Below are 23,343 nucleotides of genomic sequence, written 5' to 3'. Positions count from 1 at the left end.
TCTTACTCCCCATTCCCCAATTAATAGACAGAAAAAGAATTAACAACCTCATCAATCATTCGTTTAACTTTCTGCCAGCGTTTTTCAGGAATTGAGGCGTTGAAGGTAAAAAGTTTACCACGACTCACAGCGACGCTGGCGATGTTGTGTCGTTCCTGTTGATTGGGGAGTTTAACCTCATACTCTAAAAGGTAGTATGTTTTACCGTCTACTTCTCGCTGTGCGGCATTGACTAATTCAGCCGAACGACCAGAGTCAGGAGGCGCGAGAGCCGCTTTTCCTAATTTGTATCCTACTTCTGTTGGGGTTCCCAATTCTGACAAAGTTTTGCCTTCTGGAACTGGGCTAATCACAACCGAAACATTTTCAGACACCTCAATCAAATCGTGGAAAACCACATCTGGACCATCGGCAATTTTAACTGGCAGCCAGCCGTTAGGATATAAAAACTGATAGCCATCACCACTGTCTACAAAGCTTTTGAGTCCAGCCGCAGCCGCTACATCCGAATTACTTAGACTTAAGCTCAACACCAATAGCAAAATTAATACAATTCGTTTCCACATTTATACAGATTCCTTTGGGCTGGAGACAACACTAGGCTTGCATTATTTCTCGTCTTTATTGTCCCACCAAGCGGGACGCTTCGGATAATTCCGCGCACCTACCCTGCAAGAAGGCGTTCGCGTAGCGTCTCGTAGAGAAGCCCCTATGCGTAAAGCTCTGCGTCCCTCTGCGTTTCAAAAAAATTTAGTAAATAGGAGAGGCAGATAATTCTACCTCTCCTAATGGGGATAAACTAAATTACTTAAAGCTCGCTAGCCTTAGTATCTGTTGGCTTTGTTGGGTTTGTGAACAATAAAGCTGAGAATTTGGCACTGCTTGATGTTGTCAAAACCCACAACACGAATATAGCTGGTGTTGAATTGAGAACGACATCCTTGAACTTCGCTCAATACTTCTTGAGTAGATTTAGCGCCGAATAAAGGTAGTTTCCACAATGTCCAATATAATTCTGTTGGCTCAGAAGTTTCGTTGAACTCGATCGCTGGAATGTAACCTTGATTCAAAATGTACTGGATCTGCTTGGCAATTTGAGCGTCAGTCAGGGGTGGCAGATAAGAAAGGGTTTCGTAACGACGCTCTTTTGGTAAAGTTTGCATAGCTTTTTGATAATGGGTTGCGATTTTTTACTACTAGGTTGACCGAACTAATTAGATAAGTTATCCAAATTCGGCTCTGAAGTTGTTTGCTGTTCTGGTTGCAGACTGGGGTTAGATGTGTCTACTACTTGTGTGATGCGTTCTAAATGCTGGCGACGTTGCTCCATATTGCCTTGCTGAATGCCAGTGCGAACCATTTCCGGTAAAAATTCTGCAATTTCTTCGGCAATGTGTTCTCTGACAGTCATGATTCGCAAAGCCAAATCTGGTTTTTCTCGCAACAGTTGCTCAATGAATGACTCACCATTTTGAATTTTGCCAGACGAAAAGTTATGCAGCCAAAGTTCTAATGGCGGATTCGTTTCGCCTAGCTGTGCCAATACTGTCCTTAGAGCCTGATAAGTCAGATAGCTTTGGAGAGTTTTGGCTGTGTCCTTCGCAATTTGCTTAAGATTCATGCTTGACCCCAGCCCTGAAGAGTTATGAGTTATGAGTTATGAGTTATGAATTAATGCAAATCCTAACTCTTAACTCTTAACTCTTAACTGTTAACCCAGATCAGACGGTATCCATTGCTTCAAACTCGAACTTGATTTCTTTCCACAGTTCGCAAGCAACAGCCAGTTCAGGAGACCACTTGGCAGCTTCGCGGATGATATCGTTACCTTCACGAGCCAAGTTACGGCCTTCGTTACGAGCTTGAACAACGGCTTCCAAGGCGACGCGGTTAGCGGTTGCACCAGGAGCGTTACCCCAAGGGTGTCCCAGAGTACCACCACCGAATTGTAGTACGGAGTCATCACCAAAGATTTCTACCAGCGCGGGCATGTGCCATACGTGGATACCACCAGAAGCAACTGCCATTACACCAGGTAGAGAAGCCCAGTCTTGGGTAAAGTAAATACCACGAGACTTGTCTTGCTCAATGTAGTTTTCACGCAACAGGTCAACGAAGCCCATTGTGATGCCGCGCTCACCTTCCAACTTACCAACTACTGTACCAGTGTGGATGTGGTCGCCACCAGACAAACGTAGGGCTTTAGCTAATACACGGAAGTGGATACCGTGGTTCTTTTGACGGTCAATTACAGCGTGCATCGCACGGTGAATGTGCAGCAAGATACCGTTATCGCGGCACCAACGAGCCAATGTGGTGTTGGCGGTGAAACCTGCGGTGAGGTAGTCATGCATGATGATGGGCTGTTTGAGTTCTTTAGCGTACTCAGCCCGTTGCAACATTTGTTCGCAAGTAGGAGCGGTGACGTTGAGGTAGTGACCTTTGATTTCACCTGTTTCAGCTTGAGCTTTGTTGATAGCTTCAGAAACGAACAAAAAGCGATCGCGCCATCTTTGGAATGGTGCAGAGTTGATGTTTTCGTCGTCTTTGGTGAAGTCCAAACCACCGCGCAAACACTCGTATACAGCGCGTCCGTAGTTCTTAGCGGAAAGACCCAATTTGGGCTTAATGGTACAACCCAGTAAAGGACGACCGTACTTGTTTAACTTGTCGCGCTCAACTTGGATACCGTGAGGAGGCCCTTGGAAGGTCTTGATGTAAGCTACTGGGAAACGGATGTCTTCTAGACGCAGTGCGCGCAGAGCTTTGAAACCAAATACGTTACCAACAATTGAGGTCAATACGTTGGTTACAGAACCTTCTTCAAACAAGTCCAAAGGATAGGCAACGTAACAAATATACTGGTTGTCTTCGCCGGGAACTGGTTCGATGTCATAGCAACGACCTTTGTAGCGATCGAGGTCGGTGAGCAAATCTGTCCACACAGTTGTCCAAGTACCTGTGGAGGATTCAGCCGCAACAGCCGCACCTGCTTCTTCGGGAGGAACACCAGGCTGAGGTGTCATACGGAACGCAGCTAGAAGATCGGTATCTTTTGGTGTGTAATCGGGTGTGTAATAAGTTAATCTGTAATCTTTAACCCCGGCTTGATACCCAGATTTGCTCTGAGTCTTCGTTTGAGCGTAAGACATAATTTTATCCTTCCCTGAAATCACTCTTGTTAATTATCAAATCACGTTTTGTGCAACTTCCCCTCACTCTGCGCTTACCCCCTTTCATCGGGGAAAAGATCGGGAAAATTTTTGTTAAGGATTGTTTTTGGCAAAGGTTAGCAGTTTTTTTGCGGCGGACACTTTGGTAGCGGTGGTAGCCCTCCTCACCAGTGTTTTCCCCTTCTAAGGGTACACGACCTAGCGCTTCTACTGTTCCCTCTTGTCTAAAAATCAAAATTCTTGTTTACCTCTTCTTCGCACCCAACTAAACCTTCTCAATTTCACCAACTTCCGCCTTTTGTGGCTTGATTTAGATAATTCCCCCATAAATCAGGGTATTCAGGGGATTGGGCTGGCTGGCACACATTCCCGCCTTTACACTCCCTATATCTTTCCCTTTGATGGAAAAGATACCAGAAAAGAATTTACTTGACAGAGATTTAGCAGAGTGGTGAGCAAAAGATAAAAGAATTACACACCACGTAATTTGTAACTTGTTTCACAATATATCAAGAATTCGATAAGTTATTCTTTGAAAGTTTTTAACTTATCTATTTAATTTTGTTATTACATAAAGATTTAAACTTTTTGTTACAAAAGCTTTACAAAATGTCATTAATAACTGTAAAGGACTTAAAAAATGAGGGAGATGCAGAAATCCCCAGTCCCCAGCAATGCATTGAGTTTCGACTGCGCTCAACTACCGCTTGTCGTTGGCGTGGTGTCTCCAATCCTCAATGTTTGAAAAATCCCAGCTAGGGGAACACTGAAATTAACCCAAAGCCAGTTTAGGTAAATGCTATGGGTACTGTCTCCAAAGGAAATGTCACCGTGGTATTGTTTTACAAGCGTACTAGTTTATTAATTACTTCTATCTTGCTGGGGTTGATAGCTTTGCCAAATATGGGATGGGCGCAAAAAACCCCTGACATTAATTCATCTGATGTAACCCCCGCTTACCCATCTTCCGCACCGCCACCGCGAGTAGAATCTTTGCCTGATGAGCGGGGAGTTGAAGAAAATTCGCCAAAAACTGATTATCGTGTTGGTAACTTACTAGGAGATGTTACAGGTAATCTTTGGGTAGGTTCTTGGCGCGGACTATCGCGGATCGATCCTAAAACTGGGAAGATTATTTCTCGTGTTAGCTTACCGAATGTTGCCATTGGTGCTTTAGCTCAAGACAAAGTAGGACGTTTGTGGGTAGGAAGTTATGAGGGACTAGTTCGAGTTGACCCCCGCACTAACGAAATCACCGCACAAAATTTATTTTTGCCTTCTAAACGTGTGTTGTCACTGTTACTTGACAAACGGGGTTATTTGTGGACTGGAACCGATAGCGGTTTAGCTCTCATTAGTCCCGACCAAGGCTTGATTATGACAACATTAAAAAATCTGCCTGGTGTTAGTGCTAATGCCTTGACTTTAGATGCTGAAGGTCAATTGTGGGTTGGTACTCTGGATGGATTGGTGCGGGTAAATACTGCTAGTGCTGCAATTATGAAGCGAATAGCCGATTTACCAGGGACGACTGTACAAGCTTTAGCTATTAGTCCAGAAGGGTTAATTTGGGCAGGAATGCCGAATAATTTGCTAGTTATTAACCCAAAAACTGGTGCAGTGTTGCGGTCTGTAACCCGCTTGCGTGGGCGTGATGTAAAGGCGATACGGTTTGCTAAAGATGGTAGTGTCTGGGTCGGGACTAATAATGGTTTGTTACGATTAGATCCAAATACAGGAGCCGTATTAGACGGAGAAGTTGCTGGACTTCCTTCTAGTCGGGTTCTTACCATTGCACCTGATATCGGCAATAAATTATGGATTGGCACTAGTGAAGGTCTAGCTTGGTTAATGCCCAAAACCGATAGTGCAAAACCCCATATTGCTTTCAGCCGCGCTGTTAAATGATTAGTTAAGAGTTATGAGTTAGGAGTTATAAATTAAAAAAATTTTTAAATTCAAAACTCCTCACTCCTAACTTTTAACTTCTAACTCAGCACGGGCTAAACGCCCCGCTACCGCGAACACTACTCAGCACTCAAAAAATGGCAATCACTACCCAGCAATTAATTCAATGGAAACAACAGGGACGTTCAATTGTCGCGTTGACCGCCTGGGATTATGCGATCGCTCAACTCATCGATGCGGCTGGTGTAGACTTAATCCTTGTGGGCGACTCTATGGCAGTAGTTCTAGGGTATGAAACAACACTGCCAATCACTTTGGATGAAATTATCTATCACGCGAAATCTGTGCGCCGTGGGGTTAAGCGGGCATTAGTAGTTGTAGATTTACCATTTTTGACGTATCAAGAAAGTCTGCAACAAGCGATGCACTCAGCTGGGCGGGTACTGAAGGAAACGGGCGCTCAAGCGGTAAAATTAGAAGGTGGCTATCCAGCAATGGCCGAAACTGTGGCTCGTTTGGTAGAAGCCGGAATTCCGGTCATGGGTCATGTGGGTTTGACACCACAATCAATACATCAGCTGGGTTTGCGACAACAAGGAAAGACACAAGAAGCCAGTGAGAGGATTTTACAAGAAGCGATCGCTCTCGAACAAGCGGGTGTATTTTCTCTAGTCTTAGAGCATATACCCGCAGATTTAGCAATGCAGATTTCACAAAAATTAAGTATTCCCACAATTGGTATCGGTGCGGGAATTCACTGTGATGGACAAGTTTTAGTTACCTCAGATGTCCTCGGACTAGCCCAAAAGCATCCACCATTCGCCAAAGTTTACACAAATTTGCGCGAGACGATTACCAAAGCCGTGCAAGATTATGCCGTGGAAGTGCGAGAGCGAAAGTTTCCTGAGAAAAGTTAAAGAAATAAGCTGCTAATCGAGAACATAAAAAACCCCGACTTGATAGCCGAGGTAGATGGGAGAAGTCCAAATGTCGATGGGATATTGTAAAACCGAAGTCTGTTTTTCTTAGTTAACACCCAATGCAACCAAAACTAGATAGGTAATAGACAAGGTGCAATTTTAGCTATGCGGCTTACTTTTGGGCTTTACTAAGCTATGTAAATAAATATAACAATAATATTACAAATGGTCAACTAGACTTGACAAACAAAGGCTGATATATTTTATAAGGACTACTTAACAAGGCAGTACGATCCGCAAATAAAACGGGTGTGCTGGGTAAGATAGTCCAATAAAAACGAGAACCGATCTTTTGGGGAGTAAAAAAAGTAAGCGATTAGCTGCACAATTCAGGGTAGGTGGAATTAAGCCAGAGATTTGAGAAGCTAGCTACTAGATCGCGAAAGTCTTTACAATTCCCTTGTTGACTCAAAAAGTATTTCTCGACCTATGACGAATCAAGCTCCTATCCCGGTTATTGTCAACGGTGCTGCTGGCAAAATGGGCCGTGAGGTGGTTAAGGCGGTGGCACAAGCGCCTGACTTAAACTTAGTGGGTGCAATTGACTACAGTTTAGAACATCAAGATAAAGATGCCGGGGAGTTGGCGGGTTTAAGCGAACCTTTGGAAGTGCCGATTACCAATCAATTAGAACCGATGTTGGGGTATGTGGCTGGTGACAGACAGTCTCCTCCAGGGGTAATTGTAGACTTTACCCATCCCGATTCAGTTTATGACAATATTCGCAGTGCGATCGCTTACGGTATTCGTCCTGTAGTCGGCACCACTGGGTTAAGTCCAGAACAAATTCAAGACTTGGCAGATTTTGCCGACAAAGCTAGCACAGGTTGTCTAATTATTCCTAATTTTTCCATTGGCATGGTACTGTTGCAACAAGCTGCGATCGCAGCCTCCAAATATTTTGACCATGTGGAAATCATCGAACTGCATCACAACCAAAAAGCTGATGCACCCAGTGGTACTGCCATTCAAACGGCGCAGTTACTAGGAGAATTGGGTAAAACTTTTAACCCTGCTCTTGTAGAAGAAACGGAAAAGTTACCAGGAGCGAGGGGCAGTATCGCAGATGAAGGAATTAGAATTCATAGCGTGCGCTTGCCAGGATTAATTGCCCATCAGGAAGTGATTTTTGGCGCAGCCGGACAGATTTATACTTTACGACATGATACGAGCGATCGCGCTTGTTATATGCCAGGAGTGCTACTAGCGATTCGCAAAATCTTAGCGCTAAAGTCGTTAGTATATGGATTAGAAAAGATACTTTAAACACACAATTGGGCATTCATTACTTAGCACTCATGTTAGTACCACTGACTCGCCAGAAATTTGAACAAGTTGTCCCCCTAATTGCCACTGGTTTGCAGTACAAGTACTACTGGGGGAAGTTCTCAAATTTTTTGCAACGGCTGTTAATTTCTGTAGTTGCGGTAGTTGTTATTTTGCTTGCAATAGTTATTTTCAAGCTTGAGTTTGCTTCAATAGTATTTGTGCTAGGGGTAATTAGCGCTTTTTTTTGGCTGTGGTATCCAGTGTTTCAAGCAAGTATGCGGAATTTACAATGCCGCCGTTACAAGTACGGCGGCTTTTTCCGTGGTCGAGTCCTAGATTGGTGGATTACAGACCAGTTAATAGGTAAAACCGAAACAGTCAATAACAAAGGCGAATTGGTGATTATAGAAAACCGAGAAAAACAGATAAATTTAGAGATAGGTGATGATACAGGATTTAGCATTGAGTTTGTAGCACCATTGCGTCCTGCCCACAAAGTTATTACTCGCGGCCAAATTGCAGAAATGGTAGTGATGTCAAATCGTCCAGATTTGAGCAGTATTGATGAATTCAGCGATATATACTTTCCCAATCGCGACCTGTGGGTTAGCGATTATCCTTTTCTGCGGCGGGATTTCTTTAACGAAGTCGGTCGCCGCTTGCGTGAAGACCAACAACAAAAGCCGCGTCGTCGGCGTCGTAGAGTAGAGGATTGAAGAGGTAATCAGTATAAGCTTCTCTTTCAGAAACGTACAATAGATAGACCTACACCCTGCCTAAATGCAGGGTGCGAGTAATTTAATAATTACGAGCCGAATATCGAAAATATCTCGGCAGTTTGCTCTCATATCATGTCCGACTAAATACTTGTCATTACGTTCGCCCCTGGCGTTCCCGAAGGGTACGCAGCGATAGCGGAGTGAAATAATCGCAATGATTCTGTGATTGCTTCGTTTCACTCCGTTATACTTGCAATGACATATCATAAGTGATTAACCGGACATGATATCAATCGCAAAAGTTCTCAATGGTCGTCCAGGAAGTTCGAGCATTTAGAGAGATAAATCTCTCCTGCCTTCTTGCTAACGAGAGCATCCCACTTGGATGAGTTTTCCTTGCAAACGATAAGTCACTGTCCCGCAGGCAAAACCTGCCGACTTAGGTTCTACATAAGGTCGTGTTGGCGGATTTTGTTTATCTAACCGCGATTTCCAATCGCCGGATATTTTTTCTAGAGTAGGATACTTGCTTAAAAATTCTGAGCCTGCAACAATATCGTGAGAACCTTTAACATTTATTTTAGAACTATTAATGTAGATATTATAATCATAAATAACATTTTTATTTTTAGTCTTATTATTAATATTTTTTCCAGGAAAAGCATAAAGAATGTTCCTAAGAATTCTGACATCAGATGATGTATGAGCAAATATTTGCCCACCATTAAGTTCTGGACTCTGGTTATTTAAAACAGCTGTGTTATTTACAATATCAACATGTTCGCTTAAAAATGCATGAATACCCGATCCACCATTATTAAATGCAAGATTATTTTTAACTAAAGTGTATCCTTTATATGCACCCAATTTTGGGTTTTCATCATTTCTTGTACTATCGATAATAATACCATTACCATCTGTAATCTTTCCAACTGCTATCCAAGGGATGTACATACGATTGTTGTAGGTTTTGTTGTTAGTAACAAACACCTTATATCCCCGCTTGTTGTCAAAATTCCAACTGCTCAATACCGAAATCCCACTGTTACCATAAACGCTATACCAGGCATTATCGAACACTTCGTTATTATCTATTGTCACATAGTCCGATTGAATAGCGGAAATGCCTGCTCCTCCACACCCATGTACCTTGTTGTTAACAATACGTATATGGTGACTATGACCATCTTTTCGTCCATCTACGTTAATGCAGTTTCCATTCGTTAGCGGGTTTAATTTGTTAGTTTTCTGACTTATCGCATAATCAAGGGTTATGTTGGCATTGTTTCCTATCACCTCCAACCCATTTATCTCAATATATGATGCTCCTTTGTGAATGAAAATTCCCTGCCATCCATTGTGTTGAATTTTCGGTTGATGTCCAGGATATGCTTTAAACTTAATCCATGCATTTGCTGTTCCAGAGCGAGTAATAGATACTACGTCCCCACTTGGTTTTGCATTCCTGTAGACTCCGTTCATAATCAATACTGTATCGCCGGGGTTAGTCAGATTTGCTGCCTTTTGAATTGTCCTAAAGGCGGATGAAGTAGAGACTCCGCTATTTGTGTCATTTCCAGCACCACTAACATAGTATGTTTTTGGAGTTGCCCTAATACTGATTAGCTCGCGGCTGGATAGGAGCATTTCCTTGTGAGTAGATACCTGATGAACATTTTTAACTAAAGATACTTTTATTCCTTCTCCATCAGCTAAAAGACTTAATACCACAGGAATTGCAAGATATGCGCTTAAACTGAAACCTTGAATTATCACAAGAAAAGGCTCCTTGAACGGCACGACTTAACAAAAATATCAGGATATTCAATGATTGATGAATACTCTTTTGGATACAAAATACAATAGAGCCGACTTTCCTAGCTCCCCCGATTTCCATCTTGTCCATAGGCTTGCCAAGCTAAGTCTACCAACCCATCAACGATCGCAGCTGCTACAACTGCATTACCTTTGCGGTTGTCAATTATAATGTGAGGTACTAGAGAGTCTTGTAAACGCTCCTTAGCTTCATCAACATTTACAAATCCCACTGGAGTTGCGATTATTAAAGCAGGTCTAATTTCCTCAACTTCAATTAAATCCACCAGTGCAGTCAGTGCCGTTTGCGCTTGACCCACCACAAAAATGCCTTCTGGATAACGCTTTGCTAAGGTTTCTATTCCCCATGCTGCGCGAGTTTTTTCTTTTTGAGGGCGTGTGAGAGCTTCCATGCTGCAATACACTGGATTCGCAAAGGTATTTTGAATATCGTAAGCAATACCTACTTGTACCATCGGGACATCTACCACAATCGTGGTACGTGCGGCTAGCGCTGCTGCTCCAGCTTGCAAGGCACGCTCAGAAAAGCGAATCAAAGACTTATACTCAAAGTCAGCCGTGGCGTAGATTACCCGACGCACAATCTCATACTCTGCGGGTGAAAAGACATGATCGCCAATTTCACTATCAATGATTGCTAAACTTTGAGCATCAGTTACGTGCCATTCCATTTTTGTTGAGCTTCTCAAATATTAGCTTTCAGCTTATCAGCTTCAGAGAGTTAAGAGTTAGGAGTTAGGAGTTATAAGTTAATTAAACTACTCACTCCTAACTACTCACTCATAACTCATTACTAGAAGAAGACCGACTGAAAATAGGAGATAGATAAGCAACCAAAACGCCAATGAGAAACCCAGAGATATTGCGAACCAAAGGCAACCAGTCGCTTGTACGTGTCACAACTGGCCCAATGCCGAAGGCAATAAACAAGATTCCCCACAAAGGTGAGAAAATTAAAGCCCATTGCCAAGCAAAAACTTGGCCTTTATCGCGGGGTTGAGCTGCAAATCCACAAATCACCCCACCAATAACTGAGCTAATCAAGGTGAGAATCCATTGCTCTCGTGGTAGTCCGGGGACAACATTGCAACCCCCTTTGATTAAACAGCCTTTAACCGATTCTAAGGCTTGTAGAATGGCTTGGTCTTCGCCTTCTTCTCGGACAAAGTACAAATTACCGAAGCGGGTTTGCAATTCTATCCAAAAAGTCCGGGGTAAAAGTTCATAAACAGCATCACCGACGCTAAAACTGAGAATGTTACCGCCACGAGAATCAGCAACGAGTAGAATGCTTTTGTCATCCAAACCCCAATATTTGATAACCGCGCGACCTGGGGTGCGGTCATATTGGGTCAATACTCGCAGTTTCCAGCCTGTATCAGCTTCAAACTGCTCTAAATCTTTGACAAGCTTTTCTTCTTGCAGCACAGGCAGAGATTTAGCTAAATCTACAACTGGGGTAAAGGTGTCAGGAAGTAACTCAGGATTGTCATAAGCCAGTGCTGGGGGAGAATGCATCACCCAAATTGACCCAGCCAGGAAAAATACTGCAATAGATACGAGGATTCGCCGCCAAAAACAAGATTGCATGGACGTTTTTATACAAATATTAACGGTAAAAGCGAACAAGTTGTTTTAAAAGAGTACTAGAAAAATGATAGTTCTTTACACTTGTTTACTTTACTCTAATCTAAGGGATCAAAGCAAAAGGTTTTTGGGGAGTGGAGAGTAGCCTTCTCTATCTATGAAGGTAAGGTGCATTTTGTCAATCAGTTAAAATACCCAAAATATCCCTGTAACTAGGGAGAGGGGAGGATGCTATGGACACTAGACTCATCCACCCTCTTTTTGATTATTCTCGTCAAAGTTTTTTACAACTCAAAATTGACTAAGCCATAGCGGAGTTCCCCATACAATAAAAAGGGAATGATTAGAGGTGAGAGATGACTAACAAAGAATTATTAATCCAAGAAATAGAAACTTTACCACCGGAGTTGCTAACAGAAGCACTCGATTTGATCCGTTCTATTAAGGTTAAATATACACAAAAGGAGTTATAATCAGATACGCTTAAACTTATCCCTTTAAGGGATTATACAGAAACTTTTACTGATACTGATAAAGAGCAACTTACATACCGTCCTGCTTCTGGACGCTCCATCCTTCGACACGCTGGTACTTGGGAAGGTGAAGACTTTGAAGAATGCCTTCAAGCAGTATATGCTACTCGTGGTCAAGCTAAATTTGATGACGAAAACCTATTTGAATTCTAGATATAAATATTTACCAAAATCACACAAATTGACAACATCACGAGTGCGAACGCAGCCTTTATCAAAACTGCAATATCGGCTAGGTTTTGCAAATACAAATAAATCCCCTGTTGAACTGTCCCAAGATTTATGTTGGCTATTCATGCTATCTACAAATTTGCAAACAACCTCGTATGTACTTGGTTCATGACAGAAATTTGGAAACAAGCACATTTCTCCTAAAAAGACCGCTTGATTCAAATATGCTTCACCCGTTTTTCCAAATTGCTGAATACAACGCCAAAGTTTATCCATAAACAAAAATGGCTTTTTTAAACTGATGAAATACCACACTTTAACACCGCAACAAGGAAGATAACAATGGCCAATGCCCTTTTTTTGTTTGGTCAATCTTCCTCATCAAAATTGTTTTCCCAGCTAGCAGCCTCGTTATAACCGTCATTAGCGCGGTACACTTCTGCTTTGCTCCGACGATTTTCATGCCTCAGCACTTCTCGTTCTCGCAACGGTAGTGGTGGTTTTTCATTGTTTGGCAAGCGATCGCTCGTCCGCCTTACGGGTTTTTGGCGCGTGAAGTTTTTCCAAGCAGCTTTCGCACCAATCAAGATGCTGCGCGTACCTACTTGCAGATTTTGAGCCTGTTTTCTTGCAGTATCAAGACTTTGGTCAACTTGCTTCACGACTTGACTAGCATTTTTTACACCTTCACTGACATCATCAGTTAAGTCAGTGATTTCTAAGCCAGTCACGCGGATAGCTTCTAAGGTGGGTGGTAACTCCCGCGAGAGAGTATCAAATAGCTTTTCTGCACTGCGAGCCGCGCGTGCTAACTCCTGCAAAGCCGGTATCGCCGCCACTAAAACCGCAGTCAGGCTTGTGGCGACTAAAAGTAAGGAAAGTCCCAACCAAAACAGGGGTTCAATCACGGTTATGTCATTTATGAGCGTTCTAATGGCTGGGGAAGCGAATCTGAGTCTTCAACAGATGTTTGTCGCTTCAAGACTTGGCTTTCTCGCTGACTGGCATCTACACCTGCTGCGATCGCTTCCCGTAATCTATCTAAAGTCTCATCCCAGTTTCGCAGTGCGCTAGCAGAGAGACGATCTGCCTGAATTTGCACACTCATTGATAAGTCTTCTGCCAATTCTGGGATAGCATTGGCGGATTTTTTCAAAATTTTACGCGTTTCGCGCCCTGCGCGTGGAGCCACGAGTAAACCGGTTAAAGCACCGATAGTAGCTCCCAGCATCAAACCGCTAATAAATACTCCAGAACGGTTATTAGACATCTTATTGTTTCTCCCCTTACACCCATTTTAGGTGGGTTTTCTCCCCTTGTAAGACTCAACTGATTTTATTCAGTTAATCTATGGTGACAAAATATCAGCCAGAAAAGTTGCTTTTATTGATTAATACTAGAAGCATTAATTACTTATAATTCAAAACTCCCTCTATCTCCCAAAGTTTTGATACCTCTGGTGGGGTCGCTTTATATTATGTCTTGGGTAGTTCCGTACCCTTCTACTGAGGGAGACGCTCTTAATAATAAAGCTTTGAGGGTATGGAAAGGGGAAGCTAGCGCTAGAAGCCAATGCATCCTATGGGATCTTACTACGAACCTATCGCACTAATAATATTTTGTGAATCCAGATGTGGATAGTAGCAAGGTCAATAAATGCGTCAAAATAAACCTTTCGACGCTCCCATCTCACGACGAGACGACGGTATTTGCGTTGAAGCGATAGTTATACAAATATTTACATACATAAAATATATAAAAAATATCTGGTGTATTTGGGTACAATTACTAAATTGTTACTCATCTATATTAGTAAATGCATTGGTATAAATAAAAATAATTATCAAAACTGTAAGCAGTGGGTAAACTAACTACTGATGATTATCCCAAAAGTTTACATACATTGTGTTTCTACAGACTACAAATCTCAGATTTTAGTTTTTGTCTCAATTCAATATAAAATCTAAAACTTAAAATCCAAAATCAACATGGCAGACCTAACTCCTAATTCTAGTTTTAGTTTGACACTGCGCTTGCAGATTCCTAATCGTGTAGGGATGTTGGCGTCGGTTACACACGCGATCGCAACTACTGGCGGTAATCTCGGACAAATTGATTTAATCGAGCAAACCCGCAAAGAGTCCACCCGCGATATTACTGTGGATGCTGCTAGTACTGAACACGCTGAAACGATTGTGCAAGCAGTCAAAGTATTGCCAGACATTAAGTTACTCAGTGTTTACGATCGCACCTTTAATTTGCATCGCGGTGGCAAAATCAGCATTACCAGTAGAATTCCCTTGAAGAGTGTTTCCGATTTGGCAATGGCTTACACGCCCGGAGTTGGTCGAATTTGTACTGCGATCGCTCAAGACCCAGAGGAAGTTTACAACTTAACCATCAAACAAAACACCGTTGCCATTGTTACCGATGGTAGTGCCGTTTTGGGTTTGGGAAATCTTGGTCCAGCCGCCGCCCTACCAGTCATGGAAGGCAAAGCAATGCTATTCAAGGAATTTGCGGGGCTGGATGCTTTTCCCATTTGTCTCGCCACCCAAGATACAGAAGAAATTATCCAGGCAGTTAAGAATATCGCGCCAGTTTTTGGGGGCGTAAATTTAGAGGATATCGCTGCACCTCGCTGCTTTGAAATTGAAAGAAGATTGCGTGAAGAGTTAGATATTCCCGTTTTTCACGATGACCAGCATGGTACAGCAATTGTCACCTTGGCTGCCTTGTTTAATTCTTTGAAACTGGTACATAAATCCTTAGCAGAAATCAAGATCGTGATTAACGGTGCTGGGGCGGCGGGAGTAGCGATCGCTCGGTTACTCCGCAAGGCTGGGGCAGAAATAATCTGGATGTGCGATTCTAAAGGGATTATCTCTACTAATCGCACCGATTTGACAGAGGAAAAACTTGAATTTGCTGTGAAAGGTCAGGGTACATTAGCGGGTGCAATGCAAGGGGCAGATGTGTTTATTGGAGTCAGCGCCCCAGGAGTTTTGACACCAGAAATGGTGCAATCGATGGCGAAAGATCCAATTGTGTTTGCAATGGCAAATCCGATTCCAGAAATTCAGCCAGAATTAATCAGCAAAGATGTTGCTGTCATCGCTACCGGTCGCAGTGATTACCCAAATCAAATCAATAACGTCCTCGCTTTTCCTGGGGTATTCCGTGGTGCTTTAGATTGTCGGGCACAAACAATTACCATTAAAATGTACCTCGAAGCTGCAAGTGCGATCGCCTCTTTAGTCAAGCCTTCAGACTTGAATCGGGAACATATTATTCCTTCAGTCTTTGATGAGCGCGTTGTCACTGCTGTTGCTGCTGCTGTGCAACGTGCTGCGCGGGAAGAAGGTATCGCGCGAAATTAATTAACTAAAATAATCAATCACTTTTATGGGATGCGCGTCTCGCTCGTCCCTGAGCTTTTAGGCTGCAATCAATTTGCGCTATGAACTGATGTTAAACAGATGAGAATTGATGCATGATTGGTGATTAGATGAGTTGGGGCTACCAATTTAGGAGCAAAGTAACACATCTAAAACACCATCATGTCAACTGTTTGCAATGAAGTATCAAGTTGGGGACGAGTTTTTACAAGAACTGCCATTGATTTTAGGGGGGCCAATCCTCAAACATACTGAGTCAGAGTCTGTGACAGTATGGGTTGCACTAAAACAATCTTGTCAGGTAGAACTTAAGGTTTATGACACAACAAATGATGGTGAAGTAATAGGAAATTGCTTATTGGAGGGAGAACGCTCTACCTTTGCTCTGGGTAAGTATCTTCATGTAGTTGCCATCACGGCTCGGTCTACAATTGGACATCGCCTAACTGGAGGTCGCATCTATGCATACGATCTCCAGTTTACTGTTGCTGACCAAACCACAGAAACTCTGCAACAAGCATTATGTTTAAACTCCTCTCCTCTAGTCAGCATCAGCTACTTCGATCATCAAAAACCAACCTTTGCTCTACCGCCAAACCGTCTTCAAGATTTGCAAATTGTCCATGCTTCCTGCCGTAAACCTCATGGACATGGGTTTGATGCATTGCCGATTCTCGATAGTATGATTCAGGCGTCAGCAAATCAACCCCAACGCCGCCCTCACCAACTGTTTCTTACCGGAGATCAAATTTACGGAGATGATGTAGCAGATCCGTCGTTGTGGGTTTCCACTACTCTTGGTGATGCCCTCTTGGGTTGGGAAGAACGACTTCCGGTGAATGGAGTGTATTGCACTCCCCAGCAGCTACCACCTGGAGAACGGGCTGACGTTGCGACAAATCAAGCTGGCTTGACCGCAGGATTACATAATAAAGCTGAGAAGGTCAACAGTCATCTTTTCAGTCTGGGTGAATATTACGCTACTTATTTACTAGCTTGGTCGCCAGTGTGCTGGCCAACTGCATTTCCCAAAGGACAACAAGTAACACGCGATCGCCATGCTATCAAAGACTGGAATCGCGCAGTCAAGCATTTGCGACAATTCATTTATACGCTTTGGAAAGTGCGCCGCGCCCTTGCCAATATCCCCATGCACAGCATCTTTGATGACCATGATGTTAGTGATGACTGGAATTTGAACCAAGCTTGGTGTTTGCGAGTTTTGGGGCGTCCCTTTGGACGAAGAATAGTCCAAAATGCATTGTTAGCCTATACGGTATTTCAAGGATGGGGCAATACACCAGGGCAATTTGCAGAAGGAAAATCAGGTGAAAAGCTGTTGGCGGCTGCACAAGCTTGGTCAACTTCTCAAGGAACTGATGAAAAGGCTGATGAAGCGATCGCTCGTTATGTAGGAATGCCAGCTAACGATCCCCACACAGGTTTACCTGTTTTAGTCCGAGACGGTTCAGTATTCATTTTGGATAGAGATCCTGAAGCGCTGACTTGGCATTACATAGTCCGCAGCGATTGCCATGAAGTAATTGTGCTGGATACGCGTACATGGCGGGGTTATCCAGCCGATCAAAAACCAATTGCTCCACCAATGTTATTGTGTCCCAAAGCTTTTGAGCAACAACTAGTTTTACCTTTACAAGAAGTAGTTGAACAAACTCAGATTCAAACTACATTTGTGATTGCGCCCACAAATGTATTTGGATTACAAGTGATTGATTGGATTCATCATTGGCACTTAAAACAGGAGAAAGTTTTTTCAACCGATGTTGGAGATGCCTGGAACATTAATGTTGAAGCACTGGCGAAATTCCTAACCACTTTGTTTGAGGAACGTCAACAAGTTGTGATTCTATCTGGGGATATTCACTACAGTTCAGTTGCTCACTTATCTTATGCACGCACCCATTCAAAATTACAGTCTGTTTTGGTACAGTTAACCGCTAGTGCATTGAAGAATGAAGAGATTTTGACGCGGCTGATTCATACACGATTGAAAGATTGGCTGCTACCAGAACAAGTACGACATTGGATAGGCTGGAGCAACCCACTCAATATGGTAGAAATTTCCGAGAAACAATTACACCATAATCGTCAGCTGCTGAATGACTCTGACTGGCATTGTGTGCTGGAGTGGATACCTAGAAATAGCGTTCAGACTTCTACCTACACAGCAGATATATTATCCTTGATAGCTCCTTGGAAGCGAGCCGAAAATACCAAATGGAAATGGTTACAACCCCTGATTTTTTGGAAATCTCGTTGGTTTCAGGAGGGACGAGAGGTAGTTGGATTGAATAATTTAGCTCTGGTTCACTTTGAGTTAGCAGATGACAGTAATTCTTGCAAAGTTATTCAAGATTTATACTGGTTTTCTTGTTGGTATCCAACCCAAGTTGTTTACAGCCGTTTTGAGAGCGAGTTAACACCCAATCAGTCTTTATTAAGATGATCGGCTTTCCTCTGCGAATGGAAATTTGTGTTGTATATGTGGGCACTCTAGATTTAAGAAAAATACTGGAGAGTGATTTCTATGTCTACGAACCCAATTAGTGCAACACTGGCACAAACAGATAGAGATGCTGTGTTGCAAGCGATCGCCACCATTAAAGAAAAGCTACCATTTTTGGTTGATTTGAGTGCCGACGATCGCAAGACTTTACCCAAGATGGGAGATAAGAGTCGCGCCTTTGTGAGTAAAGCATTAGAGGTGGCGGCGCAGAACCCACAGTTTCTACCGCGATCGTTTGACTTGGATGAAATGCGGAAGGACGTGCAATTATTTGAAGCGTTGTATCCGGTGTTGTTGTCGTTGACGCAGTTACAGAGTTGGTAGATGATACATCTCTTGCAGTGGGTAGTGAAGCTTATGCAGCCGCGTTACAGGTGTATAACTACGCCAAAGCTAGTGGACAAGGCGCGGGTTTAGATGCAGTGGTTGTGGAAATGGGACAACGATTTGCTCGTAAACCTGGAAAATCCAAGTCTCAAAAAGCAGCGTTGTAGAAAATAGCTCAGTACTTGCACTTAAAATGTGCGATGTTAAAGCTCAGAATTTGGATGTTGGAGTTAAAAGCACGACATTCCGAGTTCTGAGCTTTATTTTTTGAGTTCAAAGGCTCAACGTTCCAGCAAAAAGGTGCAACTTCCGAGTTCAGAGGCTCAACGTTCAAGCAAAAAGGTGCAACTTCCGAGTTCAAAGGCTCAACCTTCGAGCAAAAAGGTGCAACTTCCGAGTTCAGAGGCTCAACCTTCGAGCAAAAAGGTGCAACTTCCAAGTTCAAAGGCTCAACGTTCGAGTAAAAAGGTGCAACTTCCGAGTTCAGAGGCTCAACGTTCGAGCAAAAAGGTGCATATAACCTATATATTACCCCCCTTTTTAAGGGGGGCAGGGGGGATCAAAAGTATAAACTATGACTAAAAACCTCAATAATAGCAATTTCCATCTACCCTACAATCCAAAGCTTGTGGAAAGAGCAAAAGAACTTCGCAGAAATATGACTCCAGCAGAAAAGAAGCTTTGGTATGGATATCTGAGAACCTTTCAATTTCGCTTTTTAAAACAACGGACGATTAATCATTTCATGGTTGATTTCTACTGTCCCATTTTAAAAGTAGTGATAGAAATTGATGAAGATAGTCATTTTACAGATCAAGATCAAGATTATGACATGGAGAGAACTCATGTTCTGGAGGGCTATGGTTTAAAGGTTCTCAGGTTTACAAATAGCCAAGTTTTAAATCAGTTTGATAGTGTGTGTGAGCAGATACAGGGTTTGATCCCCCCTAACCCCCCTTAAAAAAGGGGGGGAAATCGTAGTTTAGTTTTTTTACAGTCGCGATCGCTCTATGAAGAGTTAGGTATTGCCGAATATTGGGTGGTGGATGTGCAAAATGCCCAAATCATCGCTTATGCGATCGCAGATCAAGGCAGTAAACGTATTCAAGAATCACAGGTATTGCCTGGATTGGCGATGTCTATTTTAGAAGAAGCTTTACGCCAAAGTCGTGAAATGAGTCAATCTGAAGTTGGAACTTGGTTATTGAGCCAGTTTCAGCAAAAGGAGGCTTGACCATTGGCAGTTTGAGACTGGTTTAAGAAGCTGATATGATGCCATATAAAGCAAGCTTTAGTGGGGATATCCTAGAGGTTTGAGATGATTATCCCGATCTTAGATATGCGTCTATTCCGAGAAAAAGAATGGTTATTTAGCCTACTGGTAATATCTCTATTTCTATGGCTAATATTTTTAGGAAACTCCCCTTTAAGAGATTGGGATGAAGGTACTGTGGCACAGGTTGCCCGTGAAATTTGGCGTGCCCCATTTGGTTCAATGCATTGGCTTTACCCCACCCTGGGAGGAGAACCCTATCATAATAAGCCACCCCTGATGCACTTGTTAATTGCTTGGACTTACTCGATCGCAGGTGTGAATGAGTGGACAACGCGTCTACCGGGTGCAGTGTTAACTGCCTTGGGAGTGCCTTTGCTTTACTTGGTGGGATGTTTGCTTTTTAACCAAAGTTTACCAGCTCTGTTTAGCGCTTTAGTTTACCTGACAATGTTGCCTGTGCTGCGTCACGGAAGGCTAGCAATGCTAGATGGTGCAACTATTACCTTTTTCTTGCTGCTGTTATTTTGTTTGCTAAAAGCACGTCAGAATCGCCGATATGCTCTAGGTGTGGGATTTTGTCTAGGGTTAATCACTCTCACGAAAGGGATGATAGTTTTGCCGCTAGGAGCGATCGCTTGTTTATTCCTGATTGCAGATCGGCAGTTTGCTTTGTTAACAAGCCCTTATTTATTAGTAGGAATTTTGTTAGGAAATGCACCTGCGATCGCTTGGTTTGCTGCTCAATGGCAACATTATGGCGAAACTTTCTTCCAAGTGAACTTTCAAACACAAACCTTGGATCGCCTTACACAAGCTGTTGAAGGTCATAGTGGGCCACCTTGGTACTATTTAATTGAGTTAATTAAGTATAGTTTTCCCTGGCTATTATTTTTACCAGGAGGTTTTTATTTAGCTTGGAAAAAACGTCATACTTCCTGGGGTAGTTTAATTATTATTGGCACAATTATTTACTTGGTAACTATCTCTTTAATGAGAACTAAGCTGCCTTGGTATATTATGCCTGTATATCCATTTTTAGCTTTGGCAATTGGTGCGAAACTTAGCGAAATTTGGCAGTACGGTCATTTTAAGGTGCGAAGTTTGACAATATTTATAGCTATTATCGCCATTGCTGGTTTAGGAGGTTGTGTTTACTTTATTCTTGCAAAGAAAGAGCCTACTTTAATAGTCATGAGTATTGTTTTGGCAATAAGCATGAGCATCGCAGTATGGTTAATTAGACAACGCGATCGCAACTTTATTCCAGTGTTGTTTTCTGGGATGTACTTAGTTTTAGCACTGTTAATGAGTTCGCAATCATGGATTTGGGAATTAAAAGAAGCTTTTCCAGTTAAACCAGTAGCAGAATTAATTCGGGCAAATGTTTCACCAGGAACCAAAATTTATACTTCTTTTGCTTACGATCGCCCTAGCTTAAATTTTTATAGCGATTGCAAGGTAACTGCTACAACTCTGCCAGTTTTACAACAAATGTTATCTAATAAATCTTATTTGCTCTTAGACGATGGGGCTTTACAGCAAATAAATTTGACTGGTAGTAAAATTATCGGATCATCTAAAGGATTTACACTGATTTCACCATAGTCTAACAGCTTATCTTTGTTTACTACCGTCATGCTGCTACGAGCCTTCATTTGTTACTTGAACAATCGATTGACTAGATTGGGCTAGATAGATACCCGCTAAAACTACGGCAAAAGTAGCCCAGTCAAACAAACCTACTTGTTCTGCAAAAATAAACCAAGCAAAAATAGAAGCTAGAACTGGTTCTAAAAGAAGCGTGACGGCGACAACACCTGAAGATATTCTACTGAGGCTATAAGCTAAAAGTCCCTGACCCAGCACTTGACAGAAAAGAGCTTGGAAAATGATGAAAAACCAACCCGTCCAGGAATAGGGGAATAGTCTATTTTCGAGGAATGGTAGCACTGGTAGTAGAAACATTGTTGTCACTCCACAGCGCCACAGCATGATAGTTGCAGTACTAAATCTGGTTCGGAGTCTTTCTATCAGCAGCATACACGTAGCCATGAAAACCGCAGTTAGCAATGCTAATGCATCACCTAGCATTTGATCGCTTGCAAATTGCACCTTATTGAGTTCAAACGCGATCGCTCCTCCCAAGGCTATGACCAGACCAATCACGAATCTGTTATCGAAACGCCGACCGAATAACAGATACCCAGCTAAAGCAACAAATAAGGAGTTCAAATTAGACAGTAAAGCCACGTTGGCAACACTAGTTTGACTCAGCGACCAAGCCCACAATAGAAGGTAGGTTCCAGCAGAGGTTCCCATTGCTAACAAGAGCCACACTTCTTTACTTGTAAAAGGCTTCTGTTCTATGGATTGGTCATCAAGCAAGGCAGAAGTAATACTGCCTTCTGTCTCCTCACTATTACCTCTTTCAATAGACTGTTGGTTGCGGAAAGCCTCAAGTCCATTCCACAAACCAAAGACAACTGTCGCAATCCAACTGCGATGAAATACTACAGCATTTGCACCAATTTCTTGTTGACATAATTTGGTCAGAGATGGTGCTAAAGATATGGGAATTAGAGCAAACAATAATGAGACAGTTCCTAATAAAGCTGGTGTTTCAGAGAATTGTTGCTTTAGTAATGACAGTTTGATCGTCATACTTTTAACGAAAGTGTTAACTATATTTTTGACTGATTCCTGGAACGGGTAATTAACAGCAGCTTGGCTAGATACGGCTAAGTATAAACCCATTAAAACTACAGCGAAACCTACCCAACTCGAGAAAGTTAATTTTTCTGAAAAGATTACCAGAGCGAAAATGCCGCTAAATACTGGCTCTAAGAGATGCACCAAGGAGACGACCACAGACGAAAACCTAGCAAGGCTATAGGTCAAAAGCCCATGACCTAAAACTTGGCAAATCAGCGCCAGGAAAATTACCCATATCCACCCACTGACTGTAGAGGGGAAAAGCCGATCTTGAGTAAACAAAAGTATGGGGAAGATAGCTAGAGCCGCGATCGCACAGATCCACAACTGAATTGTGGCCGGAGAAAATTTGGTTCGTAATTTCTCTACGAGCAGCAAGTATGCACTCAAGAAAATCGCCGAAACAATCGCAGCCAAGCTTCCTTCAACCTCATCTGTGGCAATTTGCAACTCCTCAAATTCAATAGCGATCGCTCCCCCCAGGGCGATGATCATGCCAATCAGGAATTTCTTCTCAAAACCCTTACGAAATAACAGCCACACTCCTAAACTAGTAAATATAGGGGCAAGATTATGTAAGACACTAGAGATCGCAACGCTAGTTTGAGTCAGCGACCAAGCCAAGAAGACTAAAGTAGCAGCCCAAAAAATACCAGCACCAAGCAATAGCCACAGATCCTGACTAGTGTAGGGCTGCTGTTGTACAGGTTCTTCTAAGGAAAGTTGCTGACGAATCGCCTTGTATCCATGCCAGAGTAAGAAGATCGCACTACCAAGCCAAAGGCGATTAAATACAGTGGCATTGGGACTAAGTTCATTTTCACTCAATCTTACGAAAATAGAGCCAAAAGATATGGCACCGACACCTACAAATAATGAAGCAAGGGCTATCTTCGTTTGATTGGATAGATTCATTAGGAAATTTAA

The 23,343-nt window shown here is 42.6% G+C and carries 20 protein-coding genes and 3 pseudogenes; 12 read left to right on the top strand and 11 right to left on the bottom strand.

All coding sequences use genetic code 11. The features are described from left to right. Nucleotides 1–20: 20 nt before the first annotated feature. The 4 genes from psbP to V7K44_RS06020 form a co-directional block, all read right to left on the bottom strand. Nucleotides 21–566: a photosystem II reaction center PsbP gene (gene psbP / locus V7K44_RS06035; RefSeq protein WP_334929575.1), complete on the bottom strand. Its 546-nt coding sequence runs from the start codon at nucleotides 564–566 to the stop codon at nucleotides 21–23. Nucleotides 567–824: 258 nt separating this feature from the next. After that, on the bottom strand, nucleotides 825–1,163 hold the full coding sequence (locus V7K44_RS06030) for a ribulose bisphosphate carboxylase small subunit (RefSeq protein ID WP_292853851.1): 339 nt from the start codon (nucleotides 1,161–1,163) through the stop codon (nucleotides 825–827). Between the two features lie 47 nt (nucleotides 1,164–1,210). After that, nucleotides 1,211–1,621 carry a RuBisCO chaperone RbcX gene (gene rcbX, locus V7K44_RS06025; protein WP_334929573.1) on the bottom strand — a complete coding sequence of 137 codons (411 nt, stop codon included), beginning with the start codon at nucleotides 1,619–1,621 and terminating at the stop codon, nucleotides 1,211–1,213. 100 nt (nucleotides 1,622–1,721) lie between these two features. Then, nucleotides 1,722–3,152: a form I ribulose bisphosphate carboxylase large subunit gene (locus tag V7K44_RS06020; RefSeq protein WP_229546258.1), complete on the bottom strand. Its 1,431-nt coding sequence runs from the start codon at nucleotides 3,150–3,152 to the stop codon at nucleotides 1,722–1,724. 630 nt (nucleotides 3,153–3,782) lie between these two features. On the opposite strand from V7K44_RS06020, the gene V7K44_RS06015 reads away from it, so the two are divergent. The 5 genes from V7K44_RS06015 to V7K44_RS05995 all read left to right on the top strand — a co-directional run bounded on the left by V7K44_RS06015 (nucleotide 3,783) and on the right by V7K44_RS05995 (nucleotide 8,046). Then, complete coding sequence (locus V7K44_RS06015) at nucleotides 3,783–3,932, top strand: hypothetical protein (protein WP_334929568.1); 150 nt, start codon at nucleotides 3,783–3,785, stop codon at nucleotides 3,930–3,932. Nucleotides 3,933–3,974: 42 nt separating this feature from the next. Next, a complete protein-coding gene (locus V7K44_RS06010) occupies nucleotides 3,975–5,081 on the top strand; it encodes a ligand-binding sensor domain-containing protein (protein ID WP_334929567.1) in 1,107 nt (368 codons plus the stop codon). A gap of 137 nt (nucleotides 5,082–5,218) precedes the next feature. Then, on the top strand, nucleotides 5,219–5,998 hold the full coding sequence (gene panB, locus V7K44_RS06005) for a 3-methyl-2-oxobutanoate hydroxymethyltransferase (protein ID WP_334929565.1): 780 nt from the start codon (nucleotides 5,219–5,221) through the stop codon (nucleotides 5,996–5,998). Nucleotides 5,999–6,490: 492 nt separating this feature from the next. Next, nucleotides 6,491–7,327 (top strand): 4-hydroxy-tetrahydrodipicolinate reductase, encoded by an 837-nt coding sequence (gene dapB, locus V7K44_RS06000; protein WP_334929563.1) that lies wholly within the window; start codon nucleotides 6,491–6,493, stop codon nucleotides 7,325–7,327. A gap of 32 nt (nucleotides 7,328–7,359) precedes the next feature. Continuing rightward, nucleotides 7,360–8,046 (top strand): phosphate ABC transporter permease, encoded by a 687-nt coding sequence (locus tag V7K44_RS05995; RefSeq protein ID WP_334929561.1) that lies wholly within the window; start codon nucleotides 7,360–7,362, stop codon nucleotides 8,044–8,046. Between the two features lie 366 nt (nucleotides 8,047–8,412). On the opposite strand, the gene V7K44_RS05990 is transcribed toward V7K44_RS05995, so the two are convergent. From V7K44_RS05990 to V7K44_RS05980, 3 genes are all read right to left on the bottom strand, one after another. After that, entirely contained in the window at nucleotides 8,413–9,825 is a 1,413-nt protein-coding gene (locus tag V7K44_RS05990; RefSeq protein WP_334929559.1) for a right-handed parallel beta-helix repeat-containing protein, read from the bottom strand. 101 nt (nucleotides 9,826–9,926) lie between these two features. Continuing rightward, complete coding sequence (locus V7K44_RS05985) at nucleotides 9,927–10,556, bottom strand: precorrin-8X methylmutase (RefSeq protein WP_334836496.1); 630 nt, start codon at nucleotides 10,554–10,556, stop codon at nucleotides 9,927–9,929. A gap of 109 nt (nucleotides 10,557–10,665) precedes the next feature. Next, complete coding sequence (locus V7K44_RS05980) at nucleotides 10,666–11,475, bottom strand: TPM domain-containing protein (RefSeq protein ID WP_334929557.1); 810 nt, start codon at nucleotides 11,473–11,475, stop codon at nucleotides 10,666–10,668. 524 nt (nucleotides 11,476–11,999) lie between these two features. Between V7K44_RS05980 and V7K44_RS33110 the strand changes: the two are divergent. Next, a pseudogene (locus V7K44_RS33110) lies at nucleotides 12,000–12,158 on the top strand (DUF2281 domain-containing protein); the annotation flags it as partial. Here the strand turns inward: V7K44_RS33110 and V7K44_RS05975 are convergent. Genes V7K44_RS05975 through V7K44_RS05965 form a run of 3 tightly spaced genes read right to left on the bottom strand, consistent with a single transcriptional unit; the run spans nucleotide 12,144 to nucleotide 13,446 of the window. Then, nucleotides 12,144–12,548, bottom strand: a complete 405-nt coding sequence (locus tag V7K44_RS05975) for a hypothetical protein (RefSeq protein ID WP_334929555.1) — start codon at nucleotides 12,546–12,548, stop codon at nucleotides 12,144–12,146. The pseudogene V7K44_RS33110 and the gene V7K44_RS05975 overlap by 15 nt on opposite strands. Next, a complete protein-coding gene (locus tag V7K44_RS05970) occupies nucleotides 12,545–13,084 on the bottom strand; it encodes a DUF948 domain-containing protein (protein WP_334929553.1) in 540 nt (179 codons plus the stop codon). The genes V7K44_RS05975 and V7K44_RS05970 overlap by 4 nt, the downstream gene beginning before the upstream one ends. 11 nt (nucleotides 13,085–13,095) lie before the next feature. Further along, nucleotides 13,096–13,446 carry a YtxH domain-containing protein gene (locus V7K44_RS05965; protein ID WP_334929551.1) on the bottom strand — a complete coding sequence of 117 codons (351 nt, stop codon included), beginning with the start codon at nucleotides 13,444–13,446 and terminating at the stop codon, nucleotides 13,096–13,098. A gap of 718 nt (nucleotides 13,447–14,164) precedes the next feature. Between V7K44_RS05965 and V7K44_RS05960 the strand changes: the two genes are divergently transcribed. The 6 genes and pseudogenes from V7K44_RS05960 (at nucleotide 14,165) to V7K44_RS05935 (ending at nucleotide 21,309) form a co-directional block, all read left to right on the top strand. Further along, the gene (locus tag V7K44_RS05960; RefSeq protein WP_334929549.1) at nucleotides 14,165–15,556 is read left to right on the top strand and encodes a malic enzyme-like NAD(P)-binding protein; all 1,392 of its coding nucleotides are present in this window, start codon (nucleotides 14,165–14,167) and stop codon (nucleotides 15,554–15,556) included. 196 nt (nucleotides 15,557–15,752) lie between these two features. Next, entirely contained in the window at nucleotides 15,753–18,041 is a 2,289-nt protein-coding gene (locus tag V7K44_RS05955; RefSeq protein WP_334929547.1) for a PhoD-like phosphatase, read from the top strand. A gap of 81 nt (nucleotides 18,042–18,122) precedes the next feature. Continuing rightward, nucleotides 18,123–18,595 (top strand): annotated as a pseudogene (locus tag V7K44_RS05950) (hypothetical protein). A 407-nt stretch (nucleotides 18,596–19,002) separates the two neighbouring features. Continuing rightward, nucleotides 19,003–19,389: an endonuclease domain-containing protein gene (locus V7K44_RS05945; RefSeq protein ID WP_334929545.1), complete on the top strand. Its 387-nt coding sequence runs from the start codon at nucleotides 19,003–19,005 to the stop codon at nucleotides 19,387–19,389. A 51-nt stretch (nucleotides 19,390–19,440) separates the two neighbouring features. Then, nucleotides 19,441–19,662 (top strand): annotated as a pseudogene (locus V7K44_RS05940) (Uma2 family endonuclease); the annotation flags it as partial. Between the two features lie 105 nt (nucleotides 19,663–19,767). Continuing rightward, nucleotides 19,768–21,309, top strand: coding sequence for an ArnT family glycosyltransferase (locus V7K44_RS05935; RefSeq protein WP_334929628.1), 1,542 nt, complete (start codon nucleotides 19,768–19,770; stop codon nucleotides 21,307–21,309). A gap of 36 nt (nucleotides 21,310–21,345) precedes the next feature. Here V7K44_RS05935 and V7K44_RS05930 read toward each other — a convergent pair whose 3' ends face one another. Next, complete coding sequence (locus tag V7K44_RS05930; protein WP_334929543.1) at nucleotides 21,346–23,331, bottom strand: DMT family transporter; 1,986 nt, start codon at nucleotides 23,329–23,331, stop codon at nucleotides 21,346–21,348. Nucleotides 23,332–23,343: the final 12 nt, after the last annotated feature.

The sequence above is a fragment of the Nostoc sp. genome, from assembly GCF_036917235.1.
GTDB lineage: Bacteria > Cyanobacteriota > Cyanobacteriia > Cyanobacteriales > Nostocaceae > Nostoc.
The sequence above is the reverse complement of the archived record's forward strand: the minus strand, read 5'-3'. Positions and strand labels throughout refer to the sequence as shown.